The organism is Pseudomonas sp. B8(2017) (assembly GCF_002113575.1).
Classification (GTDB): Bacteria; Pseudomonadota; Gammaproteobacteria; order Pseudomonadales; family Pseudomonadaceae; genus Aquipseudomonas; species Aquipseudomonas putida_Z.
The window spans coordinates 128250-142178 of record NZ_NEIO01000002.1 but is presented as its reverse complement, the minus strand read 5'-3'; the positions used below and the strand labels follow the sequence as shown (position 1 = coordinate 142178).

General features: G+C 65.1%; 15 protein-coding genes. 10 read left to right on the top strand and 5 right to left on the bottom strand.

Annotated elements, in window-relative coordinates; genetic code table 11:
* Nucleotides 1-22: 22 nt before the first annotated feature.
* Nucleotides 23-397: a low affinity iron permease family protein gene (locus CAG22_RS04135; RefSeq protein ID WP_025339097.1), complete on the bottom strand. Its 375-nt coding sequence runs from the start codon at nt 395-397 to the stop codon at nt 23-25.
* 166 nt (nt 398-563) lie between these two features.
* Here CAG22_RS04135 and CAG22_RS04130 point away from each other — a divergent pair, with 166 nt between their 5' ends.
* From CAG22_RS04130 to CAG22_RS04110, 5 genes are read left to right on the top strand one after another with little or no spacing between them, the layout of a single operon-like run.
* On the top strand, nt 564-1481 hold the full coding sequence (locus tag CAG22_RS04130) for a DUF72 domain-containing protein (protein WP_085704905.1): 918 nt from the start codon (nt 564-566) through the stop codon (nt 1479-1481).
* On the top strand, nt 1478-2263 hold the full coding sequence (locus CAG22_RS04125) for an endonuclease/exonuclease/phosphatase family protein (protein ID WP_025339095.1): 786 nt from the start codon (nt 1478-1480) through the stop codon (nt 2261-2263). The genes CAG22_RS04130 and CAG22_RS04125 overlap by 4 nt, the downstream gene beginning before the upstream one ends.
* Nucleotides 2260-3462, top strand: a complete 1203-nt coding sequence (clsB, locus tag CAG22_RS04120; RefSeq protein WP_085704527.1) for a cardiolipin synthase ClsB — start codon at nt 2260-2262, stop codon at nt 3460-3462. The genes CAG22_RS04125 and clsB overlap by 4 nt, the downstream gene beginning before the upstream one ends.
* On the top strand, nt 3462-4409 hold the full coding sequence (locus tag CAG22_RS04115) for a lysylphosphatidylglycerol synthase domain-containing protein (protein ID WP_085704525.1): 948 nt from the start codon (nt 3462-3464) through the stop codon (nt 4407-4409). The genes clsB and CAG22_RS04115 overlap by 1 nt, the downstream gene beginning before the upstream one ends.
* Before the next feature lie 34 nt (nt 4410-4443).
* Nucleotides 4444-4872 (top strand): hypothetical protein, encoded by a 429-nt coding sequence (locus CAG22_RS04110; protein ID WP_025339092.1) that lies wholly within the window; start codon nt 4444-4446, stop codon nt 4870-4872.
* 333 nt (nt 4873-5205) lie between these two features.
* Here CAG22_RS04110 and CAG22_RS04105 read toward each other — a convergent pair whose 3' ends face one another.
* Both CAG22_RS04105 and CAG22_RS04100 read right to left on the bottom strand, forming a co-directional pair.
* The gene (locus CAG22_RS04105; RefSeq protein WP_025339091.1) at nt 5206-5430 is read right to left on the bottom strand and encodes a metallothionein; all 225 of its coding nucleotides are present in this window, start codon (nt 5428-5430) and stop codon (nt 5206-5208) included.
* Entirely contained in the window at nt 5427-5891 is a 465-nt protein-coding gene (locus CAG22_RS04100; RefSeq protein WP_085704523.1) for a phosphotransferase system, HPr-related protein, read from the bottom strand. Before CAG22_RS04100 ends, CAG22_RS04105 begins: the two co-directional genes overlap by 4 nt.
* Nucleotides 5892-6019: 128 nt before the next feature.
* Here CAG22_RS04100 and ligD point away from each other — a divergent pair, with 128 nt between their 5' ends.
* Genes ligD through CAG22_RS04075 form a run of 5 tightly spaced genes read left to right on the top strand, consistent with a single transcriptional unit; the run spans nt 6020 to nt 11635 of the window.
* On the top strand, nt 6020-8512 hold the full coding sequence (gene ligD, locus CAG22_RS04095) for a DNA ligase D (RefSeq protein ID WP_085704521.1): 2493 nt from the start codon (nt 6020-6022) through the stop codon (nt 8510-8512).
* A gap of 60 nt (nt 8513-8572) precedes the next feature.
* On the top strand, nt 8573-9616 hold the full coding sequence (locus CAG22_RS04090; RefSeq protein WP_085704519.1) for an acyl-CoA dehydrogenase family protein: 1044 nt from the start codon (nt 8573-8575) through the stop codon (nt 9614-9616).
* Complete coding sequence (locus tag CAG22_RS04085; protein ID WP_085704517.1) at nt 9613-10368, top strand: PIG-L deacetylase family protein; 756 nt, start codon at nt 9613-9615, stop codon at nt 10366-10368. Before CAG22_RS04090 ends, CAG22_RS04085 begins: the two co-directional genes overlap by 4 nt.
* An 11-nt stretch (nt 10369-10379) precedes the next feature.
* On the top strand, nt 10380-10979 hold the full coding sequence (locus CAG22_RS04080; RefSeq protein WP_025339086.1) for a bifunctional 2-polyprenyl-6-hydroxyphenol methylase/3-demethylubiquinol 3-O-methyltransferase UbiG: 600 nt from the start codon (nt 10380-10382) through the stop codon (nt 10977-10979).
* A complete protein-coding gene (locus tag CAG22_RS04075; RefSeq protein WP_085704515.1) occupies nt 10976-11635 on the top strand; it encodes a glycosyltransferase family 2 protein in 660 nt (219 codons plus the stop codon). The genes CAG22_RS04080 and CAG22_RS04075 overlap by 4 nt, the downstream gene beginning before the upstream one ends.
* Nucleotides 11636-11997: 362 nt before the next feature.
* Here CAG22_RS04075 and CAG22_RS04070 read toward each other — a convergent pair whose 3' ends face one another.
* Entirely contained in the window at nt 11998-12819 is an 822-nt protein-coding gene (locus tag CAG22_RS04070) for a Ku protein (RefSeq protein ID WP_085704513.1), read from the bottom strand.
* Between the two features lie 72 nt (nt 12820-12891).
* Nucleotides 12892-13797 (bottom strand): SDR family oxidoreductase, encoded by a 906-nt coding sequence (locus tag CAG22_RS04065; protein ID WP_075045213.1) that lies wholly within the window; start codon nt 13795-13797, stop codon nt 12892-12894.
* Nucleotides 13798-13929 lie beyond the last annotated feature (132 nt).

Genomic DNA, 13929 nt, shown 5'->3' with positions numbered 1-13929 from the left:
GCTTGCCTCCAGGGTTGGCAGGTCATTCCTTGGGTTTCTGCGCATCATCACCCTGCCCGGCCATCTGCCGGTACTGCTTGCGCAGGGCATGCAGCTCGGCCGGGTCCATGTCTTCAAGGTCCAGCAGCGCCTTGTGCGCCTGTTGGGTGGTGCGCAACAGCTCATCGATCTTGATGTGCAGTTCGTCGTTGTCGCGGTTCTGGGTGTTCTGGATCAGGAACACCATGAGGAAGGTGATGATGGTGGTCGAGGTGTTGATCACCAGTTGCCAGGTGTCGTTGAAGCCGAACAACGGCCCGGTCACTGCCCAGATCAGGATCAGCAGGCAGGCGATGCCAAAAGTCAGCGGGCGGCCGGCCCAATTGGCCAGCCATTGGGCGAAACGGTCGAATTTCATCCTGGCGCCCTTCCTCGTAGCAGGTATGCGGTGGAAACGCCGCAGGCCGCAAAGTTCCACGCGGCATCAGCCTTTTCCGTTGGTCAACCGTGCTGAACCCTGGCCGCTGTTGACCGGTCGCACCTTCAGAGTGACCGAACAAGGACCCGGCAATGAGGAAGGCAGCGTGAGCGATATCCGCATCGGCATCTCCGGCTGGCGCTACGGCCCGTGGCGCAAGGATTTCTACCCGAAGGGCCTGCCCCAGGACGACGAACTGGCGTTCGCTTCGCGAGCGGTCAACAGCATTGAAATCAACGGCTCGTTCTACAGCCTGCAAACGCCCGAACGCTACCAGGGCTGGCGTGACGACACGCCGGCTGGGTTCGTGTTCGCGGTGAAAGCCCCGCGCTACATCACCCATGTACGGCGGCTCAAGGACATCGAAGAAGCCGTGGCCAATTTCTTCGCATCCGGGCCGCTGCTGCTCGGCAAGAAGCTGGGCCCGTTCCTGTGGCAGTTTCCGCCGAACATGAAGTTCGACGAGGGCCGCTTCGCCCGTTTTCTCGAACTGCTGCCGCACAGCCGCAAGGAGGCCCGCGAATGCGCACAGGGGTGTGCGCAACGCCTGAAGGACAACGGCAGCACCGATATCAAGGGCAACGCACGGCTGCGCCACGCGGTGGAAATCCGCAACGAAAGCTTTTTGTGCGAAGCCTTCATCAAGTTGCTGCGCAAGCACCGGGTAGCGCTGGTAGTGGCCGACAGTGCCGGTAAATGGCCCTATGTCGAGGACCTTACCGCCGACTTCGTGTACATGCGCCTGCATGGCGATGTCGAGCTGTACAGCAGTGGCTATACCGCCCAGGCGCTGCGGCGCTGGAAGCAGCGCATCCAGCACTGGAGCCAGGGCCGCCAGGCCGACGATGCCCAGCTGGTGGTGCCAGGGCCGCCACCGCGGCGCGCCGCCCGTGACGTCTACTGCTATTTCGACAACGACCAGAAAGTCCATGCGCCTTATGACGCCCGGCGCCTGTTGCAGAAGCTGTCGCTGGACCATGAGCTGATGACCGAGCCTGGCGTGGTGCCGGAGGTGACCCTGTGAACAGGACCCTGCCTGCCCCGCACTGCATCATCGACAAGATCACCGCCGTGCGTCGGCTGAATGTACTGACGTTGAACGTGCACAAGGGCTTCACCTTCTTCAACCGGCGCTTCATCCTGCCCGAGTTGCGCGAAGCCGTGCGCGCCACCGGCGCCGACCTGGTGTTCCTGCAGGAAGTGCACGGCAGCCACCAGCAGCATGCCCTGCGCCACCCGGCCTGGCCGGATACGCCACAGTACGAGTTCCTGGCCGACAGCATGTGGCCGCAGTTCGCCTACGGCCGCAATGCCGTATACCCCCATGGCGACCACGGCAACGCGCTGCTGTCGAAATTCCCCATCAGCCGCTTCGACAACCTGGACGTCTCGGTGCAGGGCAACGAGCAGCGCGGCCTGTTGCATTGCCAGCTGGAAGTGCCTGGCCATGACCAGGTGCATGCGGTGTGCGTGCACCTGGGCTTGCGCGAGGCCCACCGGCAACGCCAGGTGAAGCTGCTGCTGGACCTGCTAAACAGCCTGCCGCCCAAGGCCCCGGTGATCGTTGCCGGCGATTTCAACGATTGGCGGCTGAAGGCCGACGCGGTGCTGTGCGAACACCTGGTGGAAGCGTTCGGCGAGCATTTCGGCACCCCGGCACGCAGTTTCCCGGCGCGCCTGCCGTTGTTGCGCCTGGACCGCATCTACCTGCGCAACGCCATGCCCGGCACGGCCCAGGTGCTGTCCAAGTACCCGTGGTCGCACCTTTCCGACCACGCCCCTCTGGCTTCGGAGATCAAACTGTGAACCGACCCTGGGTAGACGGCAACAGCGTGCAGTTGCTGATCAATGGCGAGCAATACTACCCCCGCGTGTTCGAGGCCATGGCCCAGGCACGGGAGGAAATCCTGCTGGAGACCTTCATCATCTTCGATGACAAGGTTGGCCAGCAATTGCAGCAGGTACTGATCGATGCCGCCCACCGCGGCGTGCGTGTCGAGGTGGCCGTGGATGGCTATGGCACGGCCGACCTGCCCGACTCCTTCATTGCAGCCATGACCGATGCCGGGGTCAGTTTCCACGCCTTCGACCCGCAGCCGCGCCTGGTGGGCATGCGCACCAACCTGTTCCGGCGCCTGCACCGCAAGATCGTGGTGGTCGATGGCGAGCGGGCCTTCATTGGCGGCATCAACTACAGCGCCGACCACCTGGGCGACTTTGGTGCCATGGCCAAGCAGGACTATGCCGTGGAAGTTGCCGGCCCGGTGGTGGCGCAGGTGCATGCCGCCAGCAAGCGCCTGATGTCGCCGGTGCTGCAGCCGCCCAGCGCGGTACGGCCGCTGACCGAGCCTGCCGGCACCTGCAGCGCCGTGCTGGTCGAACGCGACAACGGGGTGCGCAGCACCGATATCGAGGCCCACTACCTGCAGGCGTTTCGCAGTGCCCGGCAGCGCATCGTGGTGGCCAATGCGTATTTCTTCCCGGGCTACCGGCTGATGCGTGAACTGCGCAATGCGTCCCGCCGTGGCGTGGAGGTGCGGCTGATCCTGCAGGGTCAACCGGACATGCGCTGGGTGCGGGCACTGTCGCGGCTGCTGTACAACTACCTGCTGCGCGACGGTGTGGCCATTCACGAGTACTGCCAGCGGCCGTTGCACGGCAAGGTGGCGCTGGTGGATGACCAGTGGGCCACGGTCGGCTCCAGCAACCTGGACCCGCTGAGCCTGTCGTTCAACCTGGAAGCCAACCTGTTCATCCGTGACCGCGCCTTCAACCAGCAGCTCAACCAGCACCTGCAGGCGCTGGCCCGCGAACAATGCAAGCCGGTCACCCTGGAACGCATGGTTCGCGGCTACTGGTGGCGGGCGCCGCTGATTTTCGTGTGTTTCCACGTGATCCGCCATTTCCCGCGGATTGCCGGTTGGTTCCCGGCGCACCGCCAGCACCTGCGCTCGCTGCAGCCGGAGGCCGAGGCACAGGTTGACTATCACGAGGGCAAGACCTGATGGCGCGAAAACACTGGCAAACCTGGGGCAAGCGGCTGTTCACCCTGGCATTCCTGATCCTGATCCCTGCGCTGCTGTACCTGCTGGCGCGCAACCTGGACTGGAACGAAGTGCGCCAGTCGTTGCTGGCCTACAAGCCTGGCACCTTGGCCATCGGCCTGGTGCTGGCCGGGTGCAGCTACCTGACGTTCGCCAGCTACGACCTGCTGGCCCGGGCCTACACCGGCCACCACCTGCCGGCTCGCCAGGTTTTGCCAGTGGCCTTCGTGTGCTATGCCTTCAACCTCAATTTCACCACCTGGGTGGGTGGCGTTGCCTTGCGCTACCGGCTGTACAGCCGCCTGGGCCTGGACACGGCAACCATCACGCGCATCCTCACCCTGGGCCTGCTGACCAACTGGATGGGCTACATGCTGCTGGCTGGCACGGTGTTCGCCTTGCGCCTGGTCGAGCTGCCCGCCAACTGGGCGGTCGGCGCCAGCGGCCTGCAACTGATCGGCCTGGTATTGCTGGCGATTGCCGCAGGCTACCTGCTGGCCTGTGGTTTCGCCAAAAAGCGCACCTGGCGCTGGCGCGACCATGAGGTAACGCTGCCGTCGCTGCGCCTGGCGCTGTGCCAGGTGGTACTGGGTGCCAGCAATTGGGCGCTGATGGCACTGCTGATCTTCTGGTTGCTGCCTGGCGAAGCCTTTTACCCGTCGATACTTGGCATCCTGCTGATCAGTTGCGTGGCTGGTGTGGTCGCGCATATCCCGGCCGGGCTGGGTGTGCTGGAAACGGTGTTCCTGGCCCTGCTGCATGGGCAGCTTGCCCAGGGCACACTGGTGGCGGCCCTGCTGGGCTACCGTACGCTGTACTACCTGGTGCCGCTGTTGCTGGCGGTGCTTACCTACCTGATCCTGGAGAAACGCGCCAAGGCCATGCGCCGGCGCGACAAGCCTGCCTAGACCTATCGAGGGCCGCTGGCCCGGGAGGTGGCAAATGCGTGGCGCTGTCTTGAAGCCGATGTTGATACTGATGGTGGCGAGCCTGGTCAGCGGCCAGGCCCTGGCCGAAGCCTGCAATGTGCTCACCCGCTCCTCCAGCGAGGCGGTAACGCCGGTGGAGCGGCACAGCTGCTACAGCTACAGCAACCTGCCCGCCGAAGCGATCAACTGGTCATGCAGCAACGAGAGCAAGGACATGCTCAACAGCGAAAAGCACAAGGTCGCGCGTTGTGCGGATGGCAGCGTCGGCAGTTGCATCGCGCCGTTGACCCAGGAGGCATTGGCCAACCCCAAGGCAGCTGGCGGTGACAAGCCGGCGTTGCCCAAGGATGCGCGGGTGATCACCTACTACTACGACACCCCCAGCCTGGGCCAGGCCCGCACCGATTGCGAGCGTAGCAACGGTATCTGGCAGACTCACTGAGCCAACTGTATTGCCTGCTCTGGCCCTATCGCCGGCAAGCCAGTTCTCATAGAACTGCACATAACTCATTGAATTAGCAGGGACCCTGTGGGAGCGGCTTTAGCCGCGAACACCGGCGCAGCCGGTGCCATGCACCGCGTTGGATTCTTCGCGGCTAAAGCCGCTCCCACAGGGTACGAGGATCGCTTGCGAATTCAGTTATCTGCGCGACAGCACAGCCCTTGAGGTCAATGCGGTCGATGTGGGAGCTGGCTTGCCGGCGATAGGGCCAGAACAGGCATCCACGACAGTTGCATCAAATAATGATGTCCTGGCCGCGGGGCCCCTCAGGCTTCAGGGCGAAATCGGGTCACTCGCCGGAAAAGTCTCGTCCAGCGCATTGTCCACCGCGCTTTCCCCAGTCTTTTCACCACAGTGGCAGTCCGGCATCCGGCACGGCTCGCCATTGCGATGCCCGCTGGCACAGGCCTCGCAGCAATACACCTTGCCTTCGAGCTGCAAGGCATTGGCATCCACGGTGCAGGAACAATGCGCACAGGCACAACGTACCTCGTTCATGGCTTGTTCTCCTCGTCATCGATCACATCATCGCTCCACGGTTCGCCATCCAGCGGCGCGGAGCGGGCCAGTTCGGCTTCGTCCAGGCCTATGCCGCCGCCAATCTCGTTGGCCTCTACCCGCCTCAGGGTCTTGTCTGCAGGGCCGCCGCTGCCACCGGGTTCGTGCGGGTCACGGGCGCCGGTTTCATCCAGCAAGGTGTCCGGGCTCAGGTCGTCGTAGGTGACGTTGTCCTCGTGCAGGCTGTCGCTCAACGCCTCGCCGCCGGTCATGCCGCTTTCGGCCACGCGCCGCGGCGGGAACTCGCGGGCCACGTCCGCGGCCGGTCGCTCGTCACCCACACGCCCCTCGCGTTCATCCAGGCGCTCGTCGAAGTCCAGTTCATGCACGCTGCCCATGCGGTCTTCGGTGTCGTCGATTTCAGTGGGGGTATACGGCTTCGGTTCATCTGCTCGGGCCATGTGCGTTCTCCGTCAGGTGGCTTCATTCGGTCGACTGCACCTGCTGCTGGAAGATTCAGAGTTTTTTTGAACTACCGCCCGGGCCGCTGCCTCCCAGATTAGAGACTGCGAACCGCCCGGAGCCCGCCATGGCCAAGCCCCTGCAGGAATATGCGCGCAAGCGCGACTTCAATGCCACGCCCGAGCCCAGCGGCAAGCGCAGCCGTGGCAAGCGGGCCCACGCGCTGCAGTTCTGCATCCAGAAGCACGATGCCAGCCACCTGCACTACGACTTCCGCCTGGAGCTCGATGGCACGCTGAAAAGCTGGGCCATCCCCAAAGGGCCGTCGCTGGACCCCAAGGTGCGCCGCCTGGCCGTGCACGTGGAGGACCACCCGCTGGACTACGCCGACTTCGAAGGCCATATCCCCGAAGGCCATTACGGCGCGGGCGACGTGATCGTGTGGGACCGGGGCATCTGGGAGCCCGAAGGCGATGCGCGTGAGGCCTATGCCAAGGGCAAGCTGCGTTTTCGCCTGCAAGGCGAAAAGCTCGGCGGTGTATGGAACCTGTTCCGCACCCACCTGGCCGGCAAGAAGGAACAGTGGATGCTGGTCAAGTCGCACGACAGCCAAGCGCGCAGCGAAGCCGACTACAGCATCGTCGACGCCCAGCCCGACAGCGTGCTCAGCGACCGCACGCTGGTGCCGCGCAAGCCGGCAGCAAAAAAGGCCGCCGCGCCACGTCGCAAAACCGCCAGCAAAGGCCGGAAGGTGCCGTTGCCGGCACAGCTGCAGCCACAACTGGCGACCTTGGTCGACTCCCCGCCCAGTGGCGACTGGCGCTACGAGGTCAAGTTCGACGGTTACCGCATCCTTGCCCGCATCGACGGTGATGACGTGCGCCTGTTCACCCGCAATGGCCATGACTGGAGCGGCAAGATGCCCAGGCAGGTTGCCGCCTTGCGTGCGCTGGGCCTCGATTCGGCCTGGTTCGATGGCGAGGTGGTGGTGGCTGGCGAAGGCGGCACGGCGGACTTCCAGGCGCTGCAGAACGCTTTCGACACCGAGCATGACGAGCACATCACCTATTACCTGTTCGATTTGCCCTTCCTGGGCGGCCAGGACCTGCGTCAGTTACCGCTGCAGGACCGGCGCAACACCTTGCAGCAGTTGCTGGAACACAACGAATCGGACGTACTCAAGTACTCCGCCGACTTTGACCAGCCCGTCGAATCCCTGCTCGACAGCGCCTGCCGGCTGCAACTCGAAGGCCTGATCGGCAAGCGCATCGACAGCCCCTACAGCGGCCGCCGCAGCCCCGACTGGATCAAGCTCAAGTGCAAGCAGCGCCAGGAGTTCGTGATCGTCGGCTACACCGACCCCAAAGGCAGCCGCAGCGGTTTCGGTGCCCTGCTGCTGGCCTTGCACGACAACGACAGCGGCGAGTTGCGCTATGCCGGCAAGGTCGGCACCGGCTTCAGTGCAACCACGCTGGCCAGCATTCATGCCCGGCTGAAACCGTTGGAAATCGCCAGGCCGGCCCTGCCCAACCCGCCCACCGGGGCCGAAGCCCGGGGCGTGCACTGGCTGAAACCGCAACTGCTGGCCGAAGTCGCCTACGCCCAGATGACCCGTGACGGCATCGTGCGCCACTCGGTGTTTCACGGCCTGCGCGATGACAAACCGGCTACCGCGATCGACCTGGAGCGCAGCATGCCCGCCAAGACCCTGCCCAAGCGCAAGCAGGCCAAGGCCCCCGAGGCCTTGGGCGAGCTGCGCCTGACCCACCCCGAGCGGGTGGTCGACGCCACCAGCGGCGTTACCAAGCGTGAGGTCGCCGAGTACTACGCCGCTGTCAGCCAATGGATACTGCCCCAGCTCGAGCACCGCCCGGTGGCGCTGGTGCGCGCGCCGGATGGCCTGGCCGGGGAGCTGTTCTTCCAGAAGAACGCCGGCCAACTGCATCTGCCCAACGTGCTCAGCTACGACAAGGCCGAGGCCGGCCAGGCGGCAATGGTCGTCAACCGCGCCGACACCTTGCTGGGTGCCGTGCAGATGAACATGATCGAGCTGCACACCTGGAACGCCACCGACAAGGACTTCGACAAGCCCGACCGCTTCGTCCTCGACCTCGACCCGGACCCGGCGCTGCCGTGGAAGGCCATGCTCGAAGCCACTCAACTGGCCCTGACGCTGCTGGATGAACTGGGCTTGAAGGTGTTTCTCAAGACCAGTGGCGGCAAAGGCATGCACCTGGTCGTGCCCCTGACCCGGCGGGCCAGCTGGGATGAAGTCAAGGCGTTCAGCCACAGCATCGTCGATTACCTGGCCAGGCTGTTCCCCGACAGGCTCAGTGCCGTGTCCGGGCCCAAAAATCGCATCGGGCGCATCTTCATCGACTACCTGCGCAACGGCAAGGGCGCGACCACCGCCTGCGCCTATACCCTGCGCGCCCGCGAAGGCCTGCCGGTATCCGTGCCGATCTGGCGCGAGGAACTGCCGCAACTCAAGGGCGCCAACCAGTGGAACATCGGCAACGTGCTTGAACGCCTGGGCGAGGTGGACGACCCCTGGGCGGAGTATGGCAAGACAAGGCAATCGATCACCGTGGGCATGCGCAAGCAGCTGGGGCTGGCCTGATGGCGGCTTGTCTCCAGCGCTACGCCTACGCCCGCAGTGCCTCACCAAGGAGCCGAGCCCATGAGCATCGTCCAGGATTTTGACCTGACCAACCTCGATCGCCTGCTGCGAGCTTTCAGCGAGCGGCAGCAACCGCTCAACCTGGATACCCAGTTGCCGCAGCTGATCCAGGCACTGCAAGCCGACCACCTCGACCTGCTGCCCCTGCCCGGCCAGGGCAATACGCTACGGCGCTGGCAAACCCTGGCCCGGGTGGCAGGCTGTGACCTTGCCTTGGCCAAGCTGTACGAGGGCCACACCGACGCGTTGGCGATCCTTGCCGAATGCGCTGCGGCACACTACGCAGCCGAGGGTATATGGGGTGTGTGGGCCGCCGAACCGCCAGGTGCCCGCGCCTGCATCGTCGCCCGTGATGGCGACCAGGTCCGCCTGGAGGGTCGCAAGGCCTGGTGTTCGGGCGCACTGCAGATCGACCGGGCGCTGGTCACGGCCTGGGACCAGCACGACCAGCCCCAGCTGGTGGCCATCGAACTGTCCCATCCCAGCCAGGGCCTTGCCATAGACCGCTGGCAGGCTATCGGCATGGCCACCACCGCCAGTGTCGAAGTCGAATTCAACCATACCCCCGGCATCGCCATCGGCCGCCCCGGGCAATACCTGTCACGCCCCGGGTTCTGGCATGGCGGTGCTGGCATTGCGGCCTGCTGGTACGGCGCCGCCGAAGCCCTGGCAGACTACCTGCGCGAACACTGCCGCAACCCCCGCCCCGACCCACATGCCGATGCTCACCTGGGCGCGGTCGATGCAGCCTTGTACGGCGCCAGGGCGGCACTGCGCGAATGCGCGGCGTGGATCGACCGCCAGCCAGGCGCAGACGCCAGCTTCGAAGTGCGCCGCACTCGCGCCCAGGTGGAACAGGCCGTGGAGCAGGTGATCCACCACGTTGGCCGGGCGCTGGGCGCCACGCCTTTCTGCCGCGACAACCACTTTGCCCGGCTGAGCGCCGACTTGCCGGTGTTCCTGCGCCAGAGCCATGCCGAGCGCGACCTGGCGGCGCTCGGCGAGCAGTTGGCACAACGGCCGGCGGGAGTATGGCAGCTATGAGGCAGAACCTGATCCAGGCGGCCAGCGGTACGCCGTGGGCGGCCTGGCAGCAGGCCGCGCACCTGGCCAGGGCCACCTGGATCACCCCGCAGCAGCTGTGCCCGCCAGGCCGCCGCCTGGTACTGCTGGCTCCGCACCCCGATGATGAAATTCTCATGGCCGGCGGGCTGCTGGCGGGCTTTCATGGCCGGGAAGACGACCTGGTGCTGATCTCCGCCACCGATGGTGAAGCCAGCCACCCCGGCTCTACCCACTGGAGCGAACATCGCCTGCGCCGGCAAAGGCCGCTGGAAAGCCGCCATGCGCTGCAAAAGCTTGACCTCGACCTCGGCCGCCTGGACTGGCGGCGGCTCCACCTCAAGGACGGCGCGTTGCCACGTGACGAGGCGTTTCTGCTCAACCACCTGAGCCAGTTGCTCAGGCCTGACGACCTGCTGATGGCCACCTGGAGCGGCGATGGCCACTGTGACCACGAGGCAGTGGGTCGGGCTGCGGCGCAGGCAGCCCGGATGCGCAAGGTGCAATGCCTGGAGGTACCCGTGTGGGCCTGGCACTGGGCGCAACCGGACGACCCGCGCCTGCCTTGGCCGCGGGCCCACCGCATCCAGCTGGACGAGGCCAGCCTGGCCCGCAAGCGCAAGGCCCTGGCCGCCCATGTCAGCCAGCTGGAGCCGGATGGCCAGCGCCCGCCCGTACTGCCGCCGAACTTGCTGGATTGTCTGCTGCAACCTTTCGAACTGGTGTTCCTGTAAATGGAGTTGTCATGAGCCTCGACCCACAGTATTTCGCCGACCTGTACGCCACCAGTGAAGACCCTTGGGCCTTTCGCACCCGCTGGTACGAAAAGCGCAAGCGCGAGCTGGTCATGGCCAGCCTGCCGCGCCAGTGCTACCAGCGCGTGTTCGAGCCGGCTTGCGCCAATGGCGAGCTCAGCGCCTTGCTGGCCGAGCGTTGTGCCAACCTGTTGTGCCAGGACCTGGACCCTACTGCGGTAGCGCTGGCCGGTGAACGCTTGGCTGGACTGAGCAATGTCTCGGTGGAACTGGCGCGGCTGCCCTCGGACTGGCCGCATGGGCATTTCGACCTGATCGTGCTGAGCGAGGTGGGTTACTACCTCGACCCGACCGACTGGTTGCAGGTGATCGAACAGTCGGTGGCCAGCCTGACCTACGACGGCGGGCTGCTGGCCTGCCACTGGAAGCATCCCATCGCCGGCTGCCCGCAGGACGGGCGTGAAGTGCACCGCATGCTGGCCCGGCACCTGCCGCTGTATCTGCAGTTCCAGCATGACGAGGCGGACTTCGTGCTGGAGTACTGGGCCTCTCAGCCCAGCGTGGTCGACCTCGACGAGACCTGCCCATGATTGCCGTGGTAATCCCGGCCCACAACGAGGCCCGGCGCCTTGGGCGCTGCCTGCGGGCAGTACTGGCTGCCGCCCTGCAGGCGCAGCAGGCGGGGCACCAGGTGGAGGTGCTGGTGGTGCTGGACCGCTGCAGCGATGGCAGCGCCGCCGTGGCAAGGCGTTTCGGTGTACAGGTGCTGACGGTGGATGCCGGCAACGTCGGTATGGCCCGCCGGGTGGGCGCGGCATACATGCTCGAGCGCGGCGCGCAGTGGCTGGCGTGCACCGATGCCGACAGCCGGGTGCCAGCGCACTGGCTGCTGTCGCAACTGGCCTGCGGTGCCGAGGTGGTGTGCGGCACGGTGCATGTCGAGTACTGGCAACCCTGGCAGACAGCGGCCTTGCGCAAGCTGTACCAAAGCCGTTACCAGGCACGTGAGGGGCATCGGCATGTGCATGGGGCCAATCTGGGTGTGTGTGCCGACGCCTATGATCGAGTGGGCGGCTTCCAGCCCCTGGCGGCACATGAGGATGTGCAACTGGTCAACGACCTGCAGGCCAGTGGTGCGCAGATCGTATGGACCGCCAGGCACAGCGTGGCCACCAGCAGCCGGCGCGACAGCCGCGCCCGCGAAGGGTTTGGTGATTATCTGGCGGGGTTGCAGACGCAGGTCTGATCCTGGTTCGCAAGCGGCGCGTACCCTGTGGGAGCAACTGTCTTGCTCAAATTCTAAAGTTGGCGCAATCCCTGTGGGAGCGGCCTTGTGTCGCGAAAGGGCTGCAAAGCAGCCCCGGCGATTTCAACTGTTGCGCATCAATCCTGGGGCCGCGTTGCGGCCCTTTCGCGACACAAGGCCGCTCCCACAGGTACAGCGACAACCTCGAGAGCAACGCTGTACCTGTGGGAGCGGCTTTAGCCGCGAAGAATTCAACGCGGTGCATGGCACCGGCTGCGCCGGTGTTCGCGGCTAAAGCCGCTCCCACAGGGGCCCGCGTTATGTACAGTTCCATGCGAGCTGGCTTGCGGTGACGATTCCTTTCACGACGCCTTGCGTGCCTTCTTCGTCGGCTTCTTGCCACCGAGGCTGCGCTTGAGCAGTTCGGTGAGGTCGAGGATGTCGGCGCTTTTCCCCGCTTCCGTCGCCTCGCCCTTCTCCACAGTCTCGATCTTGCCCTTGCTGGCCTTCTCTTCCACCAGGTCCATGATGGTCTGGCGGAATGCATCATGGTACTCCGCGGGCTTCCAGGGCCCGCTCATGTCTTCCACCAACCGCTTGGCCATGTCCAGTTCGCGCTTGTCCACCTTGGCCTCGGTGACGCTGCTGTCCAGTTCCAGCGTTTCCAGCCCGCGCACTTCTTCAGGCCAGCGCAGGGTGATCATCACCAGCGCATCATCCAGCGGGCGCAACAGCGCCAGGTGCTGTCGGGTGTGCAGCACCACCGTGGCCAGCGCCACCTTGCCGGTTTTTGCCAGGGTTTCGCGCAGCAAGGCGTACACCTTGCCGCCACGGCGGTCGGGGGTAAGGTAGTACGGCGTGTCGAAGTGCTGCAGCGGGATCTCGCCAGCCTCCACGAAGGAAAAGATATCGATCGTCTGGGTCGCCTCGGGCCGGGCCTTGCGGATTTCCTCCTCGCTGATCACCACGTAGCGGCCCTTCTCGAACTCGACGCCCTTGACGATGTTGTCCTTGTCGATTTCCTTGCCGGTGACCTTGTTCACCCGCTTGTAGCCGACCGGCTCCATGCTGCGCTTGTCGAGCCAGTCGAAATCGACCCGCTCGGTGCGCACCGCGGTATTCAAGGCCACGGGGATGTGCACGAGGCCGAAACTGATGGCGCCTTTCCAGATTGCCCTAGCCATGGAGGTGCTCCCAGGTTGCCTGCCAATACCTGAATCGACTGCAACGGGCGGCGAAGGTTTAGCCGCCCCGCCCTACGGCAGCGGGTTGCCGCCGGTCACGCCGAACACCTCGCCGGTGATGTAGCTGGACTCCTGGCTGGCCAGCAACACATACACCGGCGCACATTCGGCGGGCTGCCCCGGTCGCTTCATCGGTGTATGCGCGCCGAAGTCGGGGATTTTCTCCGGTGGCTGGCCGCCGCTGGGCTGCAGCACGGTCCAGATGGGGCCAGGGGCAACGGCGTTGACCCGGATACCGCGCTCGATCACCTGCTTGGCCAAGGCCTTGGTGAAGGCAACGATCGCGGCCTTGGTGGTGGCATAGTCGAGCAAGGTGGCCGAAGGCTGGTAGGACTGGATCGAGGCGGTGTTGATGATGGTCGCCCCCGCCGGCATCAGCGGCACGGCCGCCTGGCACAGCCAGAACAGCGCGTAGACGTTGGTTTTCAGGGTGTGGTCGAACTGCTCGTGGCTGACCTGGCTGATGTCCTTGCGCGCCTCCTGCTTGCCGGCGACGTTGACCAGGATGTCCAGGCCGCCGAGCTGCTCGTGGGCCTGGTCGACCAGTTCCTTGCAGAACTGCTCGTCCTTCAGGTCACCGGCAAGGGCCACCACCTTGCGGCCTTCGGCTTCGATCAGCTTGATGACTTCGCGGGCATCGGGTTGTTCGATGGGCAGGTAATTGAGTGCAATGTCGGCACCTTCGCGGGCGAAGGCAATGGCCACTGCCCGGCCGATGCCCGAGTCTGCGCCGGTGATCAGCGCCTTGCGCCCCGCAAGGCGGCCAAAGCCCTTGTAGGTGGTTTCGCCGTGGTCTGGTTCGGGCTGCATGTTGGCGTCCAGCCCTGGTGCTGGCTGGCCTTGGGCCGGGAACGGAGGGTGCGGGTACTGGGTCAGCGGGTTCTGCATGCTGAACTGGTCGTGCGGTTTGCTGGGCATGGGGGCCACTCCTCTGGTGAAACCGGTGTTGGCCCATTCGCGGGCTTGCCCGCTCCCACAGGTATTGAAACTGGTGGTAGTCCTGTGGGAGCGGCAAGCCCGCGAAGGCCGTTCTACCGATTTCGAGGTAAA